The sequence below is a fragment of the Sorangium sp. So ce1153 genome, from assembly GCF_051521595.1.
Lineage (GTDB): Bacteria > Myxococcota_A > Polyangia > Polyangiales > Polyangiaceae > Sorangium.
The window spans coordinates 4370001-4392106 of sequence record NZ_CP150361.1 but is presented as its reverse complement, the minus strand read 5'-3'; the positions used below and the strand labels follow the sequence as shown (position 1 = coordinate 4392106).

Sequence of the window (22106 nt, the reverse complement as noted above, 5' to 3'; positions counted from 1 at the left end):
GTGCATGGCCCTCGCCCGGCTCGACCTCCGCGCTCACGCCGGACGGCGGTGCCCAAGGCAAAGCGACCCCGCGAGGGGATGTTGAACCGTCGGAGCCCGCGGATCGGAGCTCCAGCGAGGTGCCCATGACAGCTCGACGCGCGCTCTTCAGCCTGCCCCTCCTCTGGTCCTGCGCCGCGCTCGCGGCGTGCGGCGCGGAGCCGCGCCCCGCCTCGCCCGGAGCGGAGCCGGGCCCGGGCGCCGCGGACGCGCCTGACGCGGAGGTCGTCCCCCTGTTCGCGGATATCGGCTCTCTTCATCACCCCGTGACGACCTCATCGCAGCTCGCGCAACGCTATTTCGATCAGGGGCTGAGGCTCATCTACGCCTTCAACCACGACGAGGCGAGGAGGGCGTTTCAGGAGGCCGCGCGGCTCGATCCCGGCCTGGCCATGGCGCGCTGGGGCGTCGCGCTCGCGCTCGGCCCCAACATCAACCAGCCGGCCGATCCGGCGCGGGAGCAGGCCGCCCTCGAGGCGATCGAGGAGGCGCGCGCGCTCGCCGCCTCCGCGAGCGAGCCGGAGCGCGCGTACATCGAGGCGCTCGCGAGCCGCCACGCGACCGCGCCGGGCGTCGATCGGGCCGCCCTCGACCGCGCGTACGCGGGGGCGATGCGCGAGCTCGCCCGCCGCTTCCCCGACGACCTCGACGCGAGCGTCCTCTTCGCCGAGGCGCTCATGGACCTGCGCCCGTGGGACCTCTGGACGCTGGACGGCCGACCGCAGCCCGGGACCGAGGAGATCGTCGCCACGCTGGAGGGCGTCCTGCGGCGCGAGCCCGGGCACATGGGCGCGAACCACTATTACATCCATGCGGTCGAAGCGTCGCGCGCGCCGGAGCGGGCGCTGCCGAGCGCCGAGCGGCTCGGCGGCCTGGCCCCGGGCGCCGGGCACCTCGTGCACATGCCGTCGCACATCTTCTTGCGCGTCGGTCGCTACGCGGACGCCTCCGACGCGAACGAGCGCGCAGTCGAGGTCGATCGCCGGTACATCCGCGAGCGGCGACCGGAGGGCATCTATCCGATGATGTACTTCCCTCACAACCTCCACTTCCTCTCCGTCTCCGCGAGCATGGAGGGCCGCGGCGCCGTCGCCCTGCGCGCCGCCCGGGAGGCCGTCGCCGCGGTGCCCGACCACGACGTGCGCCACATGCCGATGCTCGAGATGTTCCGGCCAGCGCCGCTGTTCGCGCTCGTCCGGTTCGGCCGGTGGGATGACGTCCTCGCGGAGCCGGCGCCGCCGCCCGAGCAGCGCTACACGACGGGGATATGGCGCTATGCGCGCGGGCGCGCGCTCGCGTCGAAGGGGCGCCCCGACGGCGCCGCGCGCGAGGCGGCGGCGCTCCGGGCGACGTCGTCCGAGGTCCACGGCGACGCGAAGATCGGCATGAACCGCGCGCAGGACCTGCTCGAGATCGCCTCGCTCGTGCTCGAGAGCCAGATCGCGTCGGAGCGCGGCGAGACGGGGGCCTCGGTCCGCATGCTGGAGGCGGCCGCGCGCGTCGAGGACACACTGCGCTATTTCGAGCCGCCGGCCTGGCCCGAGCCCGTCCGCCACACGCTCGGCGCGGCGCTCCTCAAGGCCGGTCGCGCGCGCGACGCGGAGGCCGTCTACCGGGAGGATCTGCGGCGGAACCCACAGAATGGCTGGTCTCTCCGCGGGCTCGAGCAGAGCCTGCGCGCACAGGGCAGGGAAGAGGAGGCAGACGCCGCACAGGAGCGCTTCGAGCGCGCCTGGGCTCGAGCCGACGTACGGCTGTCCGGGTCACGCCCCTGAATGTCCGGCCTCGAGGGGCGAGGGACGGCGCGGAAAAGCGCGTATTGCCGGCATGTGCATGGAGCGCATCTGCTACGTTGTGGGGGTGTTGCGCGCGAAGCTTGGACTCACGACGTTCCAGTACCTCTTCTCTTTGACGACGAGCCTGTGTGCGGCCTCGCTCCTCGGGTGCGACAGCACCGAGCTCCCGCCGTACAGCCCCCCTCCGGGCGAGGGCGGTGGACCGGGGTGTGCGCCGGGGCAACTCGGCAGCTCGGGCGGCTGTGTGCCGGTGGGAATCCAGGGCTGCGCCGACGAGTTCATCGACGAGGACGGCCTGTGCCGCCCCGCGCTCGACAGGTGCTCGCCCGGGACAGTGCCGAAGCACGACGAGGGCTGCATTGAAGTCGGGATCCCCGGCTGTGCGATGGAGTTCGTCGATGGCGGCGCCTGTCATCCCACGATGGCCAGGTGCCCGGAAGGGACGTTCGCGGTCCCGCAGCGAGGGTGTGTATCCATCGACGGGCCGGACGGCTGCGGCTCGGCGCCCTGGGGCGAAGTCGTCGAGATACCCGGCGATGTTCATGTCGATCCGGCGTACGGCGGTGAGGACGGCGCCGGTTCGCGGGAGCGGCCGTTCACGACGCTCGCGGCGGCGCTGGCGACGGTGCAGGCGGGCGGGCGGGTCGTCCTGGCGGAGGGCGAGTACGACGAGCCTCTCGAGATCACGAGGCCCATGGAGATCGTCGGGCGCTGCGCCTCGAGGGTCGTGCTCCGGGGCGAGCAGAGCGATCAGAGCGGCAACGTCAGCGCGGTCTGGTTCCACGACGTCGAGGGCGCCGGGATCCGCGGCGTCAGCGTGACCAGCCCCTCCATCGGCCTGTTCATCGAGGCGGCGACGGTGTCCGCGCGCGACGTCCGCGTGACGGGCGCGAGCGGCAGCGGTGTCGTGGTGGCGCTCCCGGGCGCGAGCCTCGAGATGTCCCGTAGCCTCGTCGCGCGGGCGGGCGAGGGCGACGGCGACGGCTGGACGAACGTGCTCGTCGTCTCGGGGGCGCGGGCGCAGCTCACCGAGAACGCGCTGGTCGACGGCACCGTCAACCTGCGGATCAGCTCCGACGCGCAGGAGGTGATCGCGGAGGGCAATCTGCTGGAGGACACGGCCCCGCAGGCGGAGGCGGGCGGGAGCGTCGGTGTGCACCTCGAGGCGGGCACGCTCCGGCTCGGCGCGAGCGCCCTCGTCCATCACCGCGCCGGCGTGCTGGTGACAGGCGCCGGCGCGGCGCTCGTGGCGGCGAGCAGCCTGGTCGCGGCCCCGGCCGAGGGTGCGCCGGAGGCGCGCGACGTGACCGTCGAGCAGGGCGCCCGCGCGACGCTCGACTCCAGCGTGCTGTCCGGCGCGTGCGACGCGCAGCTCGTTGTCGCGGGCGCGGGCACGGAGGTCGAGGCCTCCGGCAACCTCTTCCAGGGCGAGGCGGCCGCGGCGCACGATCACCTCGGTTTTGCGGTCGAGCAGCGGGGCGGCAAGCTCTCGCTGTCGTCGAGCCTCGTGCGCGACGCCGGCGACGTCGGGCTGCTCGTGTCGGGAGGGGAGTTCTCGTCGAGGGGCGTGGTCGTCCAGGGCACCCGCGCGAGCCCGCTCCACCGGGACCGCGCCGCCGGCGTGCTCGTGCAGGGCGCGCGCGCCGCGCTGGCGTCGACCTATGTCCTGGAGGCCCACGTCGCCGGCGTGGCCGCCTTCCAGGGCGCTGACCTGGAGCTCACGGACAGCCTCGTCGAGCGCGCGCGGCCGGAGGAGCGCGACGGCATGGGCGGCGTCGGCCTGCTGAGCGGCGGCGCGGCGGGCATCGTCGTGCAGCGGTCGGCGGTGCTGGAGAGCCGCGTGGCGGGCCTGCTGCTGCTGTCCTCGCCGAGCACGGTGGAGGAGACGCTCGTCCGGGGCGTCGAGGCCGGGACGTTCGCCACGCTGGGCGGCGAGGGGCAGGTGCCGTCGTCGCCGGACCTGGGCGACGGCCTCCTCGTCCTCGATTCGACGGCGCAGGTGAGCTCGGTGCAGGTGGAGGGCTGCGCGCGCGCCGGGCTGCTCTTCAGCGACAGCGACGGCGCGCTCGCACGCTCGCGCTCCACCGGCAACCGTTTCGGCCTGGTCGTGCAGGGCGCGCACGCGCCGACGGTGGCGCAGGACAACGTCTTCGACGACAACGAGGAGAGCGACCGCGTGACGTCGGGCGACCTCCCCGTCCCGGCAAGCGCCACGCCCGCGCCGTAGCGAGCCCCCACCGGGTAACTACAGCGAGAAGAATTGTCGGATCTTTCCGAGCAGCGCGGTCGTCTTGGCCTCCTCCGCGCCGGCGCGGGCGCGGCGCACGGAGACGTTCTCGTCGAGCGCCGACTGGCGCGCGACAAGGACCTCCGTGATCTTCTCGGCGATGCCGGGCGCCGCCGCCAGGATCTCCTGGAACGCCGCCTTGTCGACCTTCACGAGCTCGCAATCGCTCACCGCCTGGATGGTCGCGCTGCGCGGCTCCCCGGTCATCAGCGACATCTCGCCGAAGAACTTGCCGGGGCCGAGCCGCGCGACCTCGGCCGTGCTGCCGCCCTCGCGCCCGACGATGACCGACACCTCGCCCGACTGCACGATGAAGAGCTCGTGCCCCGCGGCCCCCTGCCGGATCACGACCTCGCCGACCATGTAGAGGCAGGTCTTCGACAGCGTCGCGAGCCGGTCGAGGAGCGGCGGCGGCAGCGCGGCCAGGAAGTCGACGACGCGCAGCGACTGCAGGCGGCGCTGCCGCTCGTCGGCCTCGCTGCGCTCCCGGGACTCGGGCGACACCTCGGCCATCCGGACGGTGTGGATGGGGAACGGGATGGAGATGCCCGCGCGGCGGAACGCGAACCAGATCCGCTGGCGCACGGCCGAGTCGATGCGGTCGCGGCGGGCGAAGTCGTCGATGAAGAAGCAGAGGTGGTAGGTGATGCCGCTGTCGTCGAACCTCGCGGTGAGCACGAAGGGCGGCGGCGCGAGCAGCACCCCTGGCACGGACGCGACGGCGCCGAGCAGCGCCTGCTCGACGACCGGCGGCGGCGCCTCGTAGGGGCCCTGCACCTCGATCGTCCGCCGCGCGGTCACGGTCGGCTTCGTGAAGTTCCGGATCGTGCTCTTCGCGAGCGTGCCGTTCGGGATCGTGAGCTCGACCTGGTCGTTCGTGAGCACCTTCGTGGCGCGCCAGTTGATCTCGATGATCTGCCCGATGAGCCTTGGATCCGGCTCGATCTGGATCCAGTCCCCCACCTCGAACGGCCGCTGCGCCTGGATCGCGAGGCCGGCGAAGAGGTTGCCGAGCGTCTCCTGGAGCGACAGACCGATCACCGCGGTGAGCAGCGCGGAGGTGGTGAGCAGCGATCCCGGCTCGACCCCCGCCGCGCGGAGCGTGATGAGCACGACGCCCGCGTAGACGAGCCCCTGGATGATGTCGTGGATGATCCGGGGCAGCGGCCGTCCGAGGCGCACGCCGAGGATCAGGTCGACGACGAGGAGAAAGGCGGCGCGACCGAGCGCGGTCAGCAGGAAGAAGAGCGAGACGACCGAGAGCGTCCGGTGGAGCGACGACGTCGGAGCGAGCGGCAGCCGCGCGAGCAGCGCCGCCACATGGAAGCAGAGCAGCACGACCGGCAGGCGCAGCTTCCCGCGCTGGGCTGGCGGCGCCAGCATCCGCACCGCGATGAGCAGCGCCGCGGCGATGCCGATGCCGATGGCGCCCGACGACGCGATGCGCACGAGAACGTCCGTGATGTGAGCGGCACCCCGCATGGCGGCCAATGGTAGAGCGCGCCGGCTGCCCCTGTCACAACCGCGTCGCGAGCGCGGCCTCGGGGCGTCACATCGCGCCTCCTTGGCCGCTCAGGGAGGACGGGTGTCCGGTCGAGATAGCGCCTCTCGGAGGGGCGGATTACGTCGCCGAGAGCTTGCGTCGATGTCGCGGGATCGACGTGGGTCAGATGTCACGATGTTGTTGATGACGACGATCGCGCACCTCACGGACTTTCATCTCCTCGAGGCGGATCACGACCGGCGCCGGGGCGCCGCGCGGTGGCGGCTTCGTTACCTGAGCTTCGGCCGCCCGATCGAAGCAGCGCCGCGCCGCCGTCGCGCGCTGGCTGCGCTCATCGAGGCGCGGCGGAGCGGGGCGGACCACCTGGTGCTCACGGGCGACCTCACGGAGGACGGGACTCCCGCGCAGTTCGAGGTGCTCGCCGCCGTGCTGGCGGAGAGCGGCTGGGACCCGGCGCGCGTCACCCTGGTTCCTGGCAATCACGACGCGTATACATCCGGCGACGCGTGGGAGCGCGCCCTCCTCGGCTGTCTCCGCCCCTTCGCGGCGACGAGCGGTCGAGGGGCGACCGTCGCCCTCCCTGGGGCCGTCGTGACCGCGGTGTCGACGGCCATGGCGCAGCCGGTGACCCGCTCGGCGGGCGCGATCGCGGCGCGCGAGCTCTCGCGCGTCGCCTCGCTGGCGGCCGGGACGCGGCGCTCGGGCGACGCGCTCGTGCTCGCGCAGCACCATCCGCCGCTCCGGCACCCGATCGGCGCGATGCAATGGCTGGATGGGCTCATCAACAGCGGCGAGCTCATGGCCCTGCTCCACGAGCACGACCACCTCCACGTGATCCACGGCCATACACACCGCGAAAATGACGCGCCCGTGCGCGCTGGCGCGCCCCCTCGCATCTTCTGCGCTCAGGCGCTCGTGGACGGGCCATCCCCGCTGCGCGTTTACCGCGTGCGTCATGGGCGAGTCCTCTCCGAGCGGACGAGCGTCTGGAGCGGCGCGTCGGCGCTGGCGATGGCGTAGAATCTCTCACAGGCACTGGAGCGGCGTGCGCCCCTCAACGCCCTCTTTCCGCCAAAGACGTGGCTCGTATAGAGTCGCCGTCGGATCATGAAATTCACTCGCTTGCTCAGGGGCTCCCTCACCCTCGTTGCTGTCTCGGCGCTCGCGCCCGTCCTGGGCTGTGGCGGCGCCGCTCCCACGCCGGCGGAGCCGGAGATGCTCGACGCCGAGCCAGTCCAGACGTCGCGCCCGTCGATGAGCTCGCGGTCCGAGATCGGCGGGATGAACGAGGAGAAGGTCCAGGCGGCGTTCCAGCGCGCCTCGCCGCGGCTCTCGCGCTGCTACGAGAAGGGCGTCGAGCGGATCCCCTACCTCGGCGGCGAGATCCGCTTCAAGGTCCGGGTGGCCGAGGACGGCACGGCGCGCTGGGCGTTCGTGAAGGACTCGACCCTGGGCGATCGCGACACCGAGGCGTGCATGCTCAAGGTCCTGAAGGCGGCGCGGTGGCCGAAGCCGGTCGGAGGCGAGGGCCTGGCGGAGAACAGCTTCACGTTCGAGCCGAGCAGCGACGAGCGCCCGCCCGTGCCGTGGACGCCCGACCAGCTCGGGACGCCGTACAAGAAGGCGCGGCCGGCGCTCGAGTCCTGCCGCAGCCAGGCGGGCGCCAGCCAGCTCAAGGCGACGCTCTACATCGACACCGACGGCAAGCCGCTCAGCGTGGGCGTGTCCAGCGCCGACGAACGGGGCGAGGACGCGGCCGAGTGCGTCGCCGGCGCGCTCCGCGAGATCACCTTCCCCTCCCCCGGCAGCTACGCCTCGAAGGTGAGCGTGGACATCGACTGACGACCGCTCACCGCCCGCTACCGGTCGCCCGTGCGCCGGTCGAGCGCTGGCGGGGCGGCGGGTGGACTGCCGCTCCTGTCGCTCCTGTGTCCCGGCCCCGTCCGGCGTGGCGGCCGTGCCGGGCCCCTCCCAGCGAGCGTCGAATCTCCCGTCCTTGCTGGGGGCGCGCGCCAGGGGACTGCGCTACGCTCTCCTCGTGGGCAAGGTCCTCTGGCAGATCCTGGCGCTCTTGTGGAAGGTGGTTCGCCTCGTCCTGTGGCGGTGGCTGAAGGCGCGGCTGGCGAAGCTCATGGTGATCACCGCGGCGCTCGTCGGGGTGATCCTGCTCGTGGTGGCCGTGCTCGGCAGGCTGTAAAGCGAGCCTGGGCAGCCGGCGCCGGCGCCGTTCGCTTGTCCGCGGCGGTGCCCGGCAAGTAGTCTCCCACGCTTGCATGGCTAGCTCACCGTCCTCCTTGCTCCTCGCCGCCCTGGCGTGCGCGATCGCGTCGGGGGGTACCGCCGCTTGCTCCGAAGAGAGCCCCTCCGTACCGTCGGCGGCGCCCGTCGAGGCGGACGCCCCCGAGGCGCCTCCCGAGGCAAACGCACCGCGCGCCCCATCGGAAGCGGACGCTCAGCGCCCTGCGGTCGTCGAGGCAGCGGTCGTCGAGAGGGCGCCGGCCCCGGCGGAGGCCGAGGTGGCGCCGCCCGCGAGCGCGGCGAAGGAGGGCGCGCGCATCTATTCGAGGGCGCGGTTCGCCTGGATCAGCCCCGGCCCGTACCCGACGCGGGGCTGGAGCGGCTACCTGGGGCTCGGCGGCTCCGTCGCGCTGCGCGGCGGCAGCCTCGAGGCCGCGCGGACGCCGGGCGAGGGCTGCGACGCGTGGTACGCCATCGAGCCGCGGGGCTACGTCTGCGCCGGCGCCAGCGCCACGGTCGACCCGAACGACCCTGTCGTTGTCGCGCTGCGGCCGCACGCGCCCCGGACCGACTCCCCGTGGCCCTACAACTACGCCGAGTCGACCGGCGCGCCGCGCTACCGCGCGCTCCCGAGCGCGAAGGAGCAGCGGCGCGCGGAGTGGGATCTGGAAGAGCACCTCGCGAACGTCGCGAAGGTGCGCGCCGAAGGCGGCGCGAGCGAGCAAGCCATCCGGGAGATCGACGAGGCCCTCGTCGGCGTCGATCTGAAGCCGTCGGGCGTCGCCGCCCCGGCGCTGTTCCCCTTCGGCGATCTCGTGCGCGAGGGCCGCGACAGGATCGTGAACGGCTCGACGGTGGCGTTCACCGAGGTGTTCGACGCGCAGGATCGGACCTGGGTGGTGACCTCGGACCAGACGTTCATGCCGAAGGACCGGCTGAAGCCCTACCCGCGCTCGAGCTTCCAGGGCGTGTGGCTGAAGGACGGTAGCTCGCTCCCGCTCGCGTTCTTCCGCAAGACCGACCGACCGAAGTACCAGCGGGGCGCCGGCGGCCGCTTCGCGCCGACCGGCGCGTCGTTCGCCCGGCTCGCCTCCGTCGGGCTCACGGGCCGCGCCGAGGTCGAGGACGGCGAGCGGTTCCTCGAGACACAGGAGCCCGGGATCTACGTGCTCGCGGACGACGCGGTGGTGATCGAGGCGGCGAAGCGCTCGCCGCTCGAGGGCGAGAACGACCCCTCCTCGCCGCCGCGCAAGTGGATCGAGGTGAGCGTGCTCGGCGGCTGGTTCGTCGCCTACGAGGAGCTCACGCCGGTCTTCGCCACGCTCATCTCGCCCGGGCGCGGCGGCGTCCCGCAGAAGGACATCCCCGCGATCGAGACAGCGGCCACGCCGACCGGGCGCTTCCGCATCGACGGGAAGTTCGTGACGGCGACGATGGTGTCGAGCTCGAACGACAACATCGTCCACTCCGAGGTGCAGTTCGTGCAGAACTTCCACGGCCCGCACGCGCTGCACGGCGCGTACTGGCACGACGCCTGGGGTGAGCTGAAGAGCGGCGGCTGCGTCAACCTCTCCCCCATCGACGCGAAGCAGATGTTCGCCTGGACCGACCCGCCGGTGCCGGAGGGGTGGCACGGCCTGCGCGCCGCTCGCGACGCCGGCCGCTCCACGGTGGTGCTCATCCACCGTTGATCGCGCGCGCCATCCGGTCGACGAGCCGCAGCGCGGCCTCCTCGAACACGCCTGGATCGAGCAGCAGGCTGACCACGAGGAAGCCGTCGCGCGGCATGTCGAAGAAGTAGCCGGGGTGGACGACGATGCCCTCGTCGCGCACGAGGAGCTCGACCCAGCCGTCCTCGTCGAGCACGCGCGGCACCTCGAGCGTCGCGTACCAGCCGCCGTCGACCGGGAGCCGCCGGAGCGCGCCCCCGGCGCGCGCCGCGATCGCCGCGTCCAGGGCCGTGAGGTTCGCCTGCACGCGCGACAGGATCGCGCGCTGGACCGGCGCGCGCGCGGCGAGGATCTCGGGCAGCGCGAGCTGCACCGGGGTGCCGACCGAGAGGTAGGTGTCGGCGATCATCTCGAGCCGCTCCACGGCCGCGGCGGCGAGCTCCGGCGGTCCCGAGACCGCGATCCAGCCGAGCTTGAGCTGCGGCAGCGCCATCACCTTGGAGAGCCCGCTCAGGACGAAGGTAAGCGCCTGCCGCCGGCCCGCGAAGCTCGGCAGGCGGTCCGGGGGGAGCTCTCCGTGCGCGTAGTCGCCGAAGACCTCGTCGACGATCAGGGCGAGGCCGCGCTCCGCTGCGCGCGCCTCGACCGCCGCGGCGTCGTCGCGGCGCACGAACGAGCCGGTGGGGTTGTTCGGATGCACGAGCACCACCGCGCGCGTCCGTTCGCCGGCGGCGCGGTCCAGCGCGCCCAGGTCGATGCGCCACCCTTCTTCTTTGAGGAGCGGGTACGGCGTGAGCGCGACGTCTTCCAGGCACGCGAGGTACTCGAGCAGCGGATAGGACGGCACCGGGACGAGCACGTCGTCCCCGCGCTCGGCGAGCAGCTTGAGCAGCCAGCCGTACGCCTCGCTGGTGCTCGCTGTCAGCACGACGCCCGCCGGGTCCACGTCGAGACCGCGCTCCTGGTAGTAGCGCGACACCGCGGCGCGCGCGGCGGGATCGCCGAGCGGCAGCGGCGCGTACCTGGAGCCGCGCGGCTCGCCCAGCCGCGCGACCAGGGGAGCTGCCTCGACGATCCCGCAGCGCGTCGGGTTCGACTCGGTGAAGTCGACGAGCGCGCGGCCTGCGCGGCGGGCCTCGGCGAGGACGGACGCGAGCCGGTTCTCCGAGAGGTCCCAGCCGGTGCGCGCCGCGAAGCGCAGCGGCCTCGCCGCGGCCGTTCGCCCCGCGTCCGTCTCTGCAGTGGGAGGTCGATCTGCGCTCACCTGTCTCTCCATCGCGTCCCTGATCTGCCGCGGTCGTGGCCTGTCCCGACCTGTCGCTCGGCCACGGTGACATGGACGCCGCCGGATGGCAGCCGGGCGCGAGCCTCACGCTGGCGCCGAGGTCGAGCGCGTGACCTCGGCGGTCGCCGCGGCCGCGCTCAGCCGCGCCGGCGCCGGCGCGCGGCAAGGGCCGCCGCGAGGACGCTCGCCAGCCCGCCGGCGGCGCGGCCCGGCGATGACCCCTGATCCGAGCCAGCCGCAGCGCAGGAGCACGCGCTGCTCGCGACCTCGAGCTCCCCGTTCGCCATCCACACATCGCTCCCCACCGGGAGCTCGCGCGCGCCGAGCGACATCCCGTCGTAGAGCACGTCGACGGTCAGCGTGGAGCCGCCGGAGCCGCGCGGCGCGGCGACCGCGAACCGCCACAGCCCGCGGCGCACCTGCCTGAGCGGCGTGTGCATCACCCCGCCGCGGAGCGCGACCGTGAGCTTGTGGTCGAGGCCGCCCAGCGGGGAGCCGTCCGGGCGCCGCATCTCGATCGTCCCCCAGACAGGCCAGGACGGGTCGGGTCTGGCGTAGGCGCTCGACAGCACATACCAGCTCCGATCGAGCGCCGGCTCGTCGCCCGCCGCCTCGACCGCCTCGAGCGCGAGCCGCGCCCCCTCGAGGTCGAGCACGCCGGCGCCGAGCTGCGCGTCCATCGGCACCTCGCCCTTCGGGTACCGCGCGCCAGCCTGGAGCACCTCGGTGACCTCTGCCTGGCTCAGGTTCGGGTTGATCTGGAAGAGGAGCGCGATCGCGCCGGCGACCTGCGGCGCCGACATCGAAGAGCCCGACGCGATCGCGTGGTAGTCGTCGACGACGAAGCAGGGCTTGTCGTCGGGGCAGCCGGGCATGTCGAACAGCCCTCCGTGCCCGTCGCGCGGGTCCACCCCGCGCCCCATGGCCGCCGCGACGAGGCCGCCGGGCGCGCTGATCTCGGGCTTGGCCACCCCGAACGGCGTGGGACCGGCCGCGCTGAAGTCGCAGGCGCTGTCCTCCTGGAGGTCCTTGCCGTCGAGGCTCATGAGGCGCACGGTCGCGGTGCTCCCCTGCGGCTTCCAGCTGACGCGGTTGATCGTGCACCCCACGGCGAGCAGCTCAGGGTGGCTCGCGGGCACGTTGATCGTGCCCTGCTTGATGCCGCGCGTGAACAGGAGCCCGAGGTCGTGCGACGGCGAGACATCGCCGAGCCCCGTCACCCAGAGCTGCGCGTCGCCGCGACCTTGCAGGCGGACGGCGAACTCGCCTGCTTTCCACGCCCCGCTGAACGCCACGACGGCGCTGTTCGTGGCGGCGGTGATGGGCGACTTTCCGTTCGCGAGCCGGTTGATCACGGCGCCGGTCGTCTCGTCGTCGTCGCCGGTGTAGCCCGCGTCGCTTCCAGGCTCGACCAGGCCGATCCACTCCTCGCCGCCTGGCCCCTCGAGGCCGACCGACACCTCGTCTCCAGGCCGGAAGGTGATCCAGACGTATCCCTGCCCTCTCGACGCGCTCGGCGTGCGGATGGGCAGGCGCGTCTCGGCGTGCGGCGAGACGTGCGCCTCGGTGTGGATCCCCATCGGTCCTGCGCCGTCGATCTCGTACAGCGCGCCGCTGTTGCCGGCGGCGACGACGATCGCGCGCCCCCGGTGCTCGCCGCCGACCATCCCGGCGAGCCCTACCTCGAGCGGGCTCGTCCCGTCGTGGGGCCCGAAGTCGCTCCCGACGCTCAGGTTGACGACCGCCGGCATGTTCAGCTCGTCGGCGCGGTCGAAGATGAACCGCACCGCCTTGAGGATGTCCAGGTCGTCGAAGCCCTCGCCGGGCCGCGAGGGAGCGGCGACGATCAGCGTCGCCGCGGGCGCTACCCCGACGTAGCGCGGCCGCTCGGAGACCATCGGCCCGCCGTTGCCTGCCGCGATGGATGCCACGTGGGTGCCGTGTCCCGTGATGTCGCGGAGGATGCTCGGCTCGCCCTTCGCGAGCATCGCGTCGATGTCGACGTCCGAGAAGATCGCGCACGAGGACTGGTCCTGGTCATCGCACCCGTATTCGTGCTCGAGCGACGGTTGCAGCCCTCTGGGGCCATTGGCCTGCAGCATCCACTTGATGCGCGTCTTGCCGTTCTCGTCCCGGAAGTCCGGGTGGGTCACGTCGATGCCCGTGTCGACGACGCCGACGATCACCCCTCTCCCGTCCGCGCCGGTGGCCTTCCGGTACTGCTCGACCCGGATCCACCCCTTGGACCGATCCAGGAGCGGCTGCCGTGGCGGTCCCGTGAGCAGCGACAGCTCCGGGTGCGCGGCGGAGAACGCGCCGACATCGCCGGGCGCGAGCCGGACGGCCCCGAAGCCCGGCGCGACCGGGAGCAGCCCGAGCGACCGCGCATCGGCGTCGGCGGGCAGCGGCACCAGCACGGCGATGCGCCCGCGCGGATCGGCGAGCGGATGTCGTCCCGCGCGCGAGCCGAGCAGGCGCGCCATCGCCGGGGCGGGGGCGTCGGCGCGCGCTTCCCCCGCCGCGAGAGCGAGGCCGAGCAGCGAGAGAGAGAGCGAAAGCCTGCGGGCTAGCACGCCACGAGTCTACACCACCTTCACGCGCAGCCGGTCCGGCGGAGCACGTCGCCCTCGCCGCCCGCCCCTCGCTCTCGCTGGCCACGCGCGCGGCGCGGCGTGGGAGGGCGCCGCGCGCCGCTCACACGGGCGGCACGAGGTGCTTCTTGCGCGGACGCTCTTCGACCTTGCCGGCGTACCGCTCGAAGCGGCGCGCCACCTCACGACGGAGGTTCCCGGTCGGGACGATCGCGTCGATCACGAGCTCGCTCGCGAGCTTCTCCAGGTCGACGTCGGCCCGGTACTCGTCGCGCAGCTTCTGGACGAGCGCCTCGCGCTCGGGCCCCGCCGGGATCGCCTGGATCTTGTTGTAGTACACGGCGTTCACCGCGGCGCTCGGCCCCATCACCGCGATCGACGCCGAGGGCAGGGCGATGCACTCGTCCGGAGCGAACGCCGGTCCGCACATCGCGTAGAGCCCGGCGCCGTACGCCTTGCGCACGATGACGGACAGCTTCGGCACGCTCGCCTCGCTCACGGCGGCGATCATCTTCGCGCCGGCGCGGATGATCCCTTGCCGCTCGACGACGGTCCCGATCATGAAGCCTGGCACGTCCGCGAGGTACAGGAGCGGGATGTTGAAGGCGTCGCAGAGCCAGATGAACCGCGCCGCCTTGTCGGCCGAGTCCACGAACAGCACGCCGCCCTTGTACTTCGGCTGGTTCGCGACGATCCCGACCGCGCGCCCCTCGACGCGCGCGAGCCCCGTGATGATCTCCCTCGCGTAGAGCTTCTTGATCTCGACGAAGCTGCCCTCGTCGATGATGGCGTCGATCACGGCCATGATGTCGAACGGCTTGTTCTCGTCGGCGGGGATCACGTCCTCGAGCGGCCGCTGCCCCGGCTTCTCCGGCCTCGGCTCGACGCGGGGCGGAGCCTCCGCGGAGCTCTGGGGCATGAAAGCGACGTAGCGCTTCGCGAAGGCGATCGCCTCCTCCTCGGTCTTCACGAGCACGTCCCCGCACCCCGAGACCGAGCAGTGCATACGCGCGCCGCCGAGCTCCTCGAGCGTGACCTTCTCGCCGATCACCATCTCCGCCATCCGCGGCGAGCCCAGGTACATGCTCGCGTTGCTCTCGACCATGCACACGACGTCGCAGAACGCCGGGATGTACGCGCCGCCCGCCGCCGACGGACCGAACAGCAGGCAGATCTGCGGCACCAGGCCGCTCAGCTCGACCTGGTTGTAGAAGATCCGGCCCGCGCCGCGCCGCCCGGGGAACATCTCGATCTGGTCGGTGATCCGCGCGCCCGCGGAGTCGACGAGGTAGAGAAGCGGGCACCTGAGGCGCCGCGCGGTCTCCTGCACGCGCAGGATCTTCTCGACGGTGCGCCGGCCCCACGAGCCGGCCTTCACCGTCGAGTCGTTCGCCATCACGCACACGGAGCGCCCGCCCATCGTCCCGGTGCCGGTGATGACCCCGTCGGCCGGCAGCTCGGGATCCAGCGCGTTGGCGAGCGCCGCGTCCTCGAGGAAGCTCCCTTCGTCGAGGAGCAGCGCGACCCGCTGCCGCGCGAACAGCTTGCCCTGCTCCGCGTTCTTGTCGTGGTACTTCTGCGCGCCCCCCTGCTCGATGCGCGCCGTGAGCTCCCTCAGCTTCTGATCGAGCGACATGGCGCGACCCATAGCCCTAAGCGCGCCGGGCGACCACCTCCCGCGCCGCCGTTTCGAGCTCCCGCGCCGTCCGGGCTACCAGCACCTTGGTCGACGCCGCCGCGTAGCGCAGCATCGCGCTGTCGCCCGTCCCCCAGGCGCCAGGCCCCTCGGGGCAGAGCCAGAGCAGCGCCCGCGCCCGCTCCCGGAGCCTCCTGACGACCTCCGCCTGGTCCGCGAAGTAGTTCGTGCGTCCGTCGCCCAGGATCACGAGGGTCACCCGCCTGTCGACGTCGCGCCCGTAGCGCTGCTCGAAGGCGCTGAGGACGCGCCCGTAGTTCGAGTTGTGGGCGCGGCTCACCACCTCGCCGCGCTGGATGCGCTCGAGCGCTGAGCCCGCCGGCATCGCCGAGAAGAGCTCGGTCGTCTCGGCGAGCTCGCTCACGAAGACGAACGACCGCGTCCGGTCGAAGAGCTCCTGCGCCGCGCAGACGAACTCGAGCATGAACCTGGCGGCGACGCGGACCGAGTCCGACACGTCGCACAGGACCATCAGCCGCGGCTTGTCGCGCCGGCGCGCCCGCCGCGCCGGGTGGAACGGCACGCCGCCCGTCTGGAGGCTGCGCCGCAGGGTCCGGTGAGGGTCGATCCTGCCGCGCCGCGCGCGGCGCCTGCGGACCCGCTCGGCGCCGCGGAGCCGCTCGGACAGCGCCCTGACGGCGCGGCGCACCTCCTCCATCTCTCCTTCCCCGAGCGACGCGAACGGCACATCCATGCGGCCGGGGACCGCGGGCTCTTCGCCCTCGAGGCGCCGCAGCGACAGCGTCACGTGCTCGCGCACGCGGTGCCGCATCCGCTCCAGCTCCGCGCCGAGCGCCTCCGCGAGGGCCCTCCCCCGGTCCTCGCCGAGCGCCTCCTCCAGCGCGCTCCGGATCCGCCGGAGCGCGCTCGCGACCGCCGGCACCCCGAGCTGATCCATCACCCGCTGCGCGAAGAACCCGACCTGGAGCGAGCTCGTCATCGGCGCGAGGACGCGCGCGATCCCCGCCGACTGGAGCGCTCGGTCGAGCTCCCCCGCGGTCCCGGCGAGCGCCTGGAACCCGATCGCGTCGCCGGAGACGCCGCTCCGCTCCGCTGCGGCGGTCAGCAGATCGCGGAGGGCGGAGAGCTCGCCCTCCGAGAACCCGCGCTCCCGCAGCCGCGCCCAGAGATCCCCGACGTGCGCTCCCTCGGGCGCGAAGAAGCGGTCGAAGGCGGCGCGATACCGGCGGACGTCGGCCGCGCGGTCGACGACCACCGCGCCGATGGCGTCCCGCAGCGCCGCGCGGCGCTCGAACCCGACCAGGGCGCACGCGCGCGCGACGTCGATCGCCTGCGCCGTCGACACGGCGAAGCCGTCGCGGCGCAGCGCCCAGAGGAACTCGTCGATGGCGAGCAGCATGGGAGCTATCCGGCGGGCCTGCGCGGCCCCGCGGCCGTCACGGTGGCGGAGCCGGCTCTGCGAGCAGCGCCTGGAGGAGCTTCTCGACCTCGGCGTGGCGGGCGGGGTCGTACCCGATCAGCACATCGCGGATGACGCCCTTCTTGTCGATCACGAACATCGTGGGGAGCGCCTTGACGCCGTACGCCCCGGAGGTCGACTCCGCGGCGTCGGACGCGACCGCGTAGCGCATCGAGAGGGCCTGCGCGGTCTTCGTCGCGACGCCGACGCTGTCGCTCGTCACGCCGACGACCCGCAGCCCCTGCGCGGCGTACGTCGCGTGCCACTTCGAGAGCTGCGGGGCCATCAACCGGCACGGCGCGCACCAGGTGGCCCAGAAATCGAGCAGGACCACGTTTCCACGCAGGGCCCCGACGTTCGCCGGGACGGTCCCTGCGACGGTGGCGAGCGACTTCCAGGCTGGCGCGAAGGTGCCGATCTTGTCGAGGCGCAGGATCTGATCGTGGCCCGGGAACGGCACGAGCGTCGGCGCGACGTCGCGCTCCCGGCCGCCGCGCCGGATCCGGAGGTTCACCACGTTGCCCGGTCCGGCGAGCGCGACGCGGGCGACCAGCTGCTTCGGATCCTCGAGCGGGACGCCATCCGCCGCGACGACATGGTCGCCGTCCACGATGCCCGCCTTGGCCGCCGGCGAGCTCGTGACGACGTGCCGCGCGACCACGCCTCCCGCCGGGCCGGGCTCCAGCTCCACGCCCAGCCAGGCGCGGCGTGACGCTTCCTCGGCCGCCGCGTGCGAGGCGCCTCCCATCAGCGCGGCGCCGGCCAGCGCGACCAGCGTTGCAGCGAAGAGGGCGCGCCACGCGCGGCCTCGCCTGGAAGAGGCCAGGTGCATCCCGGGCAGTGTAGCATCTCGCCCGGTGCGGTCCCGGTCCCGACCCCGCCTCTCTGCGCGGTTCGCGCTCGCCGCGCTCGCCGCGTTGTCCCTTGCCTCCCCGATGCTCGGGGCGGCGGCGCGACCTCCGTCGAGGTGGGCGCCCTTGCCGCTCGGCTGTGCGCCCTCGCGCCCGCGAGCTCCTGCCGCGGCTGCATCGGACTGGCTCGAGGAAGGCTCCAGCGCTGCCACCGAGCCGCGCGCGCCCGCCGCGCCGACCGCCGCCCCACCAGCCGCGGCGCCCGTCACGTGGGAGCTCTCCGCCCAGCTCGCGAGCTTCAAGCCCGCCACGGGTCGAGCTCGCTCTCAGCACTTCACCGGCGACATGGAGGGGGAGGTGCGGACCAACGCGGCTGCCACCCCGTACCCGCTGCTCGGCCCGGAGCGCGTCCTCCCGCCTGGCGCGGCCCTGGTCGAGTTTCACTATCCGGCGAGCTCGTCGGAACCGGTGACGCTCCTGGCCATGGTGAAGCGGCCGGCCGGCTATGACCCTGACGGCGGCGACTGGGAGTACGTCGTCCTCACGCCCCAGGGCACATCCACGCACCGTGGCGCCTTGCCCCTCTGCAAGCGCTGCCATGCGGACGCCCCGCACGATCATCTCTTCGGCGGGCCCCGGTAGCGCAGAGCGTCACAGGTTCCTGGCGGTCAGCAACCTCGGTCCGCAAAGATTGCGACGCACGGCTTCCGGCGCGACAGCGTTGCCCGAGGCATCGTCGTTCGGGAGCTCGGAACCCGCGGAGAAACCGTCATGAAACGTGCTTATTCCGCTGGAGGGCGCGCGCCGAGAGGTTGCCTCGGACGACACCGCGAGATGGCACAGAGGCTGCTCAAGGCGGAATTGACCGCGCTTTTTGCTGTGGGCTGCAGCATCTCGCGGCTCCTCCTCCTGATGCGCCTCATTGGCTTGCGCTTGGTCGCTCGGCTGACGCTTACTTTGCCTCGTCCATAGCTCAGCAGCTGCTTGGCTTACGATCTCTTCCGTTACTTCTGGCTTGGCCTGAGCTTCGCCTTGCGGATCGAGAGCGTGTGAAAGCGCGCGGCCATTCCTCGAGGGAATCGCCGCGCGCCGTGTTTTTCGTCCAGCAGCTGCCGCGGTGGCCGGCTCTGCTGTCCTCGCCGCCCCTGGGACTGCGCGGCTCGCTCGCCGGGGGTGGCAGACACGTCCTGGTCAGCCAGCAGGCTCATCCTCGCAGACGGGCGGAGGCCCCCGGACGCAGCGGACGAAATCGAGCGGCGTTCGAGGCGGAGAGCCGTGCGTCTGAGCGGGCGCGCACGGGCCCAATCACTTTTTCTTTGACAGCCAGCTCCGGGGCGTATAAACGCCGGCACTCACTTCGCGCAAACGAGCGCGACACGAGGAGTGTGGTGGCGTAGCCACGCCTTGCAGCTTGTCTTTACCAGAGCGCCCATAGCTCAGCTGGATAGAGCATCGGCCTACGAAGCCGGGGGTCGGAAGTTCGAATCTTCCTGGGCGCGCCTGATCGGTAGTGTGACAGTTCCTGAGATGCTCATGGACGATGGAGCAGAGGTGCTCCTCTCCGCCGCAGAAAAGGCGGAGGATGGTGCTGACGTGCTGTGGATGCGCGAGGCGCTCGCGGAGGCCGAGGCTGCGGCAGCCTCCGGTGACGTGCCCGTCGGGGCGCTCATCGTCGACGCGAACGGGTCCGTGCTGGCGCGAGGCCGGAACCGGCGCGAGGTGGATCAGGATCCGACCGGACACGCCGAGGTGGACGCGCTGCGAGCGGCGGCCAGGCAGCTTGGCCGGTGGCGGCTCGAGGGGGCGACGATCTACGCGACGCTGGAGCCGTGCCCCATGTGCGCGGGCGCGCTCGTGAATGCCCGGATCGCGCGGCTTGTCTACGGCTGCCCGGATCCGAAGGCGGGAGCGGTCGATACGCTCTTCACGATCGGGCGCGACAACCGGCTCAACCATCGCTTCACGGTCACGTCGGGTGTGCTCGCCGACGAGTGCGCCGCCCTGCTTCGCGCGTTCTTCGCGAAGCTGCGGACCGCTGCGCTCAAGCGCTGACTGCCCGAGCCGCTCGTGCGCGGCCCAGCCGCGGATCGCGCGTACAGGTGCCGCTCGTGCGCGGCTCAGCCGCGGGTCGCGCGCATCGAGCGGAATTCGACGTGGCCATGGCCGCGCGAGGCGGGGGTCACGGCGCGGTCCACCCGTCGCCCTGCTCCTCTTCCGGTCTTTCCTCGCCGCCTTCCCCGGCGGGCTGCCGCGGCGCAAGGTGAGGGGCTGGGGAGCCTCGCACGACCGTCTCCTGAAGCCCCTTCTCGAGCTCCTCGTCGGAGATCCTCTGGCGCCTGTGCGCGATCTGCATGAGCTTGCGCAGGTACCCGCTCCATGCGGGCGTCACCTCGCCGTTGGCGTCGAAGTGCTGCACGCTCGGGTTGGGCAGGATCGAGGCGATGTAGAGCGCCTGTCCGAGCGAGAGCTGCGCCGCCGACGCGTTGAAGTAGTGCCGCGCGGCGGCGCCGATGCCGTACACCAGCGGCCCGAACTCCACCACGTTCAGGTAGAGCTCCATGATCTGCTCCTTGGTGAGCTCCTGCTCGAGGTACATCGTGAGCAGCGTCTCCTGGAGCTTGCGCGCCACGCTCTTGGTCCGCTCGAGGTAGAGGTTCTTGGCGAGCTGCATGCTGACGGTGCTCGCCCCTCGCACGAACCTCCTCTTGCGGAGGTTCTCGCGGATCGAGTTCTTGATGGCTTCCTCGTCGAACCCGTGGTGCCGATGGAAGCCGCCGTCCTCCGTGGTCAGCACGGCGACCTCCATGAAACGGGAGATGTCTTCATAGGGGACCCACTCGGGGGTCCCTGGCCCGGACTCGACCTCGACGCGCTGACCGCCTGGCCCGTAGACCAGGCGCCTGAACGCGCGCTTGAAGTGATCGACGCTCAGCTCCGACGGCATCTCCGCCACGCGGCAGGTGTTGGAGACGCCCCAGTCGAGCAAGAACGTCCGATCCAGGTTTGCTGTATCGAAACGGAGCTTCCCCTCGATCCCGAACGAGCCGGCGAGCCGCATGCCATGGAGCTTCGCCACGACCCCTCTGGGCACCGAGTCCAGCATCGACTGGCACGCGGTGAGCGGCACCTCGAAGGTGCCGCGGACCCGATGCGAGGCCCCGGCGCGCTCGTACTCACCGCGCGCGATCAGCCTCAGCGCGCCGAGATCGACCTCGGCGTCCTCCGCGATGACCCTGGACCCGTCGAGCTTGCCGTTCGCTTTCGCGCGCCATGCCAGGTCCAGGCCGGCGATGGGCTCGTCTGCCAGCGCTGCGCTCCGCAGCGAGAGGTTCTTCAGCCTGCCCTCGCCGTCGATGCCCAGCGCCTGGCCGTCCGCCGACAGGACGACCCGCGCGCGGCTGACGATCGAGGTGCGCGCCACGTCGAACAGCCCCATGTCGCCCTCGTGAACGCCGAGGGTCGAGAGCCAGATGGGCCCGCCCCGCACGTCGGCGACGATCTCCTGCGGGGTATCGTTTGCCTCGCTGATCGGCACACGCAGCCGGAATGTGAGCGCCTGCTGGGCATCAGCGCCCACGGCCGCGATGGCCGCTTCTCCCGGCGAGAGCTCCACCACGAGGGAGCCCGCCTCCCGTCGCACGGCGAGGCTCCCGGGTCCCAGGTTGAGCATGTCGGCGTCCCGCTTCAGCCGCGCGGTCACGCCTGCCACGTCGACCTTTGCGCCCTCGCCGAGCGCCAGATCGATCCCTCGAGCCATGCGCAAGAGGGCTTCTCGAATCGCGGCCCCGCGGTTCTGGCCCGCGTCGTCCCCGGCGAGGCTTTCCGCTGCCGTCTTGACCTGTGCCGGACGGGTGCTGCCGCCTCGCTCTGGCGCCGGCTGGGGCTCCGGCACGGCCTCCGGGAGCGCCACCTCGGCGTCGATGGCCGCAGCCGAGAGCTCGCTGACCTGGTACCGCGCCTGCTCTCGGACGAGCACCAGTCGGCCCTCTCGGACCGAGAAGGCCGCGCGACCCAGGGACAACCTCGCCTCCCGAGCGGAGATGGCCGTCTGCCCCTCGGCGCGCGACAGGTGTACCCCGGCCGCGGCCAGGCTCTCGCTGGGGGAGTCGGCCCGGTCGTTCCAGACCAGCCTCAGCCCCTCCAACTCGGTGCTCCCGCCCCCGCCTGGCGTGCCGGCGCTCGGGCGACCTGGAGGTAGCCCGGCACGCCACGTCTCCAGTTCGTGGAGGATCACCTCCCGCGGACCGACGGCGGCGACCGTTCCCCCGTGCATCACCACCCTGCGCCCTGAGAAGCCGAGCGCCACGTCCACATCTTCCAGCCGGACGGACACGCTCGGGGCGCCCCGCAGCCGGAGGTCCACGCCCTTCAGCGAGACGCCGCCCCATGTGGGCCGGACCTGCTCGATCTCCAGCGACGCGCCGTATCCGTCGGCCGCCTGCTCGGCCCGGTAGCGCACAAAGGGCGCAAACCCGATGATGAGCCCGCAACCGAGGGCACCACCAACGCCCGCCGCGACTTTCCAGCGCTTGGATCCCAAGGTTCCCCTAGGGTAGCAACGCCTGGCTGCCGGGAGAAACTCGCAGAATCATCTCGCGCAGCTGCCTCGCCGAATTACTTCGCGGCCGCCTCGCGGAGCTGCCTCGTGGTCGAGCAGAGCCCCTTCAGCTCCGGGGTTCGTCTGGAGGACGGGCCTCCCTCGGCACACGCAGCTGAATGACGCCTGCAA

Annotated in this window: 15 protein-coding genes and 1 tRNA gene; 9 read left to right on the top strand and 7 right to left on the bottom strand. The window is 72.4% G+C overall.

Annotation, left to right across the window (positions count from 1 at the left end):
* The first annotated feature begins 125 nt into the window (after window positions 1-125).
* Together WME85_RS15670 and WME85_RS15665 are read left to right on the top strand one after the other, a co-directional pair.
* A complete protein-coding gene (locus WME85_RS15670; RefSeq protein ID WP_437839069.1) occupies window positions 126-1814 on the top strand; it encodes a hypothetical protein in 1689 nt (562 codons plus the stop codon).
* Window positions 1815-1899: 85 nt separating this feature from the next.
* The gene (locus WME85_RS15665; RefSeq protein WP_437839067.1) at window positions 1900-4062 is read left to right on the top strand and encodes a DUF1565 domain-containing protein; all 2163 of its coding nucleotides are present in this window, start codon (window positions 1900-1902) and stop codon (window positions 4060-4062) included.
* Window positions 4063-4080: 18 nt separating this feature from the next.
* Here WME85_RS15665 and WME85_RS15660 read toward each other — a convergent pair whose 3' ends face one another.
* Window positions 4081-5604 (bottom strand): cyclic nucleotide-binding domain-containing protein, encoded by a 1524-nt coding sequence (locus WME85_RS15660; protein WP_437839065.1) that lies wholly within the window; start codon window positions 5602-5604, stop codon window positions 4081-4083.
* 205 nt (window positions 5605-5809) lie between these two features.
* On the opposite strand from WME85_RS15660, the gene WME85_RS15655 reads away from it, so the two are divergent.
* From WME85_RS15655 to WME85_RS15640, 4 genes are all read left to right on the top strand, one after another.
* The gene (locus WME85_RS15655) at window positions 5810-6646 is read left to right on the top strand and encodes a metallophosphoesterase family protein (protein WP_437839063.1); all 837 of its coding nucleotides are present in this window, start codon (window positions 5810-5812) and stop codon (window positions 6644-6646) included.
* 87 nt (window positions 6647-6733) lie between these two features.
* The gene (locus WME85_RS15650) at window positions 6734-7468 is read left to right on the top strand and encodes an AgmX/PglI C-terminal domain-containing protein (RefSeq protein ID WP_437839061.1); all 735 of its coding nucleotides are present in this window, start codon (window positions 6734-6736) and stop codon (window positions 7466-7468) included.
* 196 nt (window positions 7469-7664) lie between these two features.
* Window positions 7665-7823, top strand: a complete 159-nt coding sequence (locus tag WME85_RS15645; RefSeq protein WP_436617224.1) for a hypothetical protein — start codon at window positions 7665-7667, stop codon at window positions 7821-7823.
* Between the two features lie 76 nt (window positions 7824-7899).
* Window positions 7900-9555 (top strand): L,D-transpeptidase family protein, encoded by a 1656-nt coding sequence (locus tag WME85_RS15640; protein WP_437839059.1) that lies wholly within the window; start codon window positions 7900-7902, stop codon window positions 9553-9555.
* Here the strand turns inward: WME85_RS15640 and WME85_RS15635 are convergent.
* From WME85_RS15635 to WME85_RS15615, 5 genes are all read right to left on the bottom strand, one after another.
* The gene (locus WME85_RS15635; RefSeq protein ID WP_437839057.1) at window positions 9542-10798 is read right to left on the bottom strand and encodes a pyridoxal phosphate-dependent aminotransferase; all 1257 of its coding nucleotides are present in this window, start codon (window positions 10796-10798) and stop codon (window positions 9542-9544) included. The two genes, WME85_RS15640 and WME85_RS15635, sit on opposite strands and share 14 nt — an antisense overlap.
* 158 nt (window positions 10799-10956) lie before the next feature.
* Window positions 10957-13392: a S8 family serine peptidase gene (locus WME85_RS15630; protein WP_437839055.1), complete on the bottom strand. Its 2436-nt coding sequence runs from the start codon at window positions 13390-13392 to the stop codon at window positions 10957-10959.
* A gap of 121 nt (window positions 13393-13513) precedes the next feature.
* Window positions 13514-15046 (bottom strand): acyl-CoA carboxylase subunit beta, encoded by a 1533-nt coding sequence (locus WME85_RS15625; protein ID WP_437839054.1) that lies wholly within the window; start codon window positions 15044-15046, stop codon window positions 13514-13516.
* A gap of 16 nt (window positions 15047-15062) precedes the next feature.
* Window positions 15063-16466, bottom strand: a complete 1404-nt coding sequence (locus WME85_RS15620; protein ID WP_437839052.1) for a VWA domain-containing protein — start codon at window positions 16464-16466, stop codon at window positions 15063-15065.
* 37 nt (window positions 16467-16503) lie between these two features.
* A complete protein-coding gene (locus WME85_RS15615) occupies window positions 16504-17358 on the bottom strand; it encodes a redoxin domain-containing protein (RefSeq protein WP_437839050.1) in 855 nt (284 codons plus the stop codon).
* 145 nt (window positions 17359-17503) lie between these two features.
* On the opposite strand from WME85_RS15615, the gene WME85_RS15610 reads away from it, so the two are divergent.
* The 3 genes from WME85_RS15610 (at window position 17504) to tadA (ending at window position 19429) form a co-directional block, all read left to right on the top strand.
* Window positions 17504-18019, top strand: coding sequence for a hypothetical protein (locus tag WME85_RS15610; RefSeq protein ID WP_437839048.1), 516 nt, complete (start codon window positions 17504-17506; stop codon window positions 18017-18019).
* Window positions 18020-18802: 783 nt separating this feature from the next.
* Window positions 18803-18876, top strand: a tRNA-Arg gene (locus tag WME85_RS15605).
* Window positions 18877-18910: 34 nt separating this feature from the next.
* Window positions 18911-19429: a tRNA adenosine(34) deaminase TadA gene (tadA, locus tag WME85_RS15600; protein ID WP_437839047.1), complete on the top strand. Its 519-nt coding sequence runs from the start codon at window positions 18911-18913 to the stop codon at window positions 19427-19429.
* 127 nt (window positions 19430-19556) lie between these two features.
* On the opposite strand, the gene WME85_RS15595 is transcribed toward tadA, so the two are convergent.
* Window positions 19557-21917 carry a biosynthetic peptidoglycan transglycosylase gene (locus tag WME85_RS15595; RefSeq protein ID WP_437839045.1) on the bottom strand — a complete coding sequence of 787 codons (2361 nt, stop codon included), beginning with the start codon at window positions 21915-21917 and terminating at the stop codon, window positions 19557-19559.
* Between the last annotated feature and the right edge of the window lie 189 nt (window positions 21918-22106).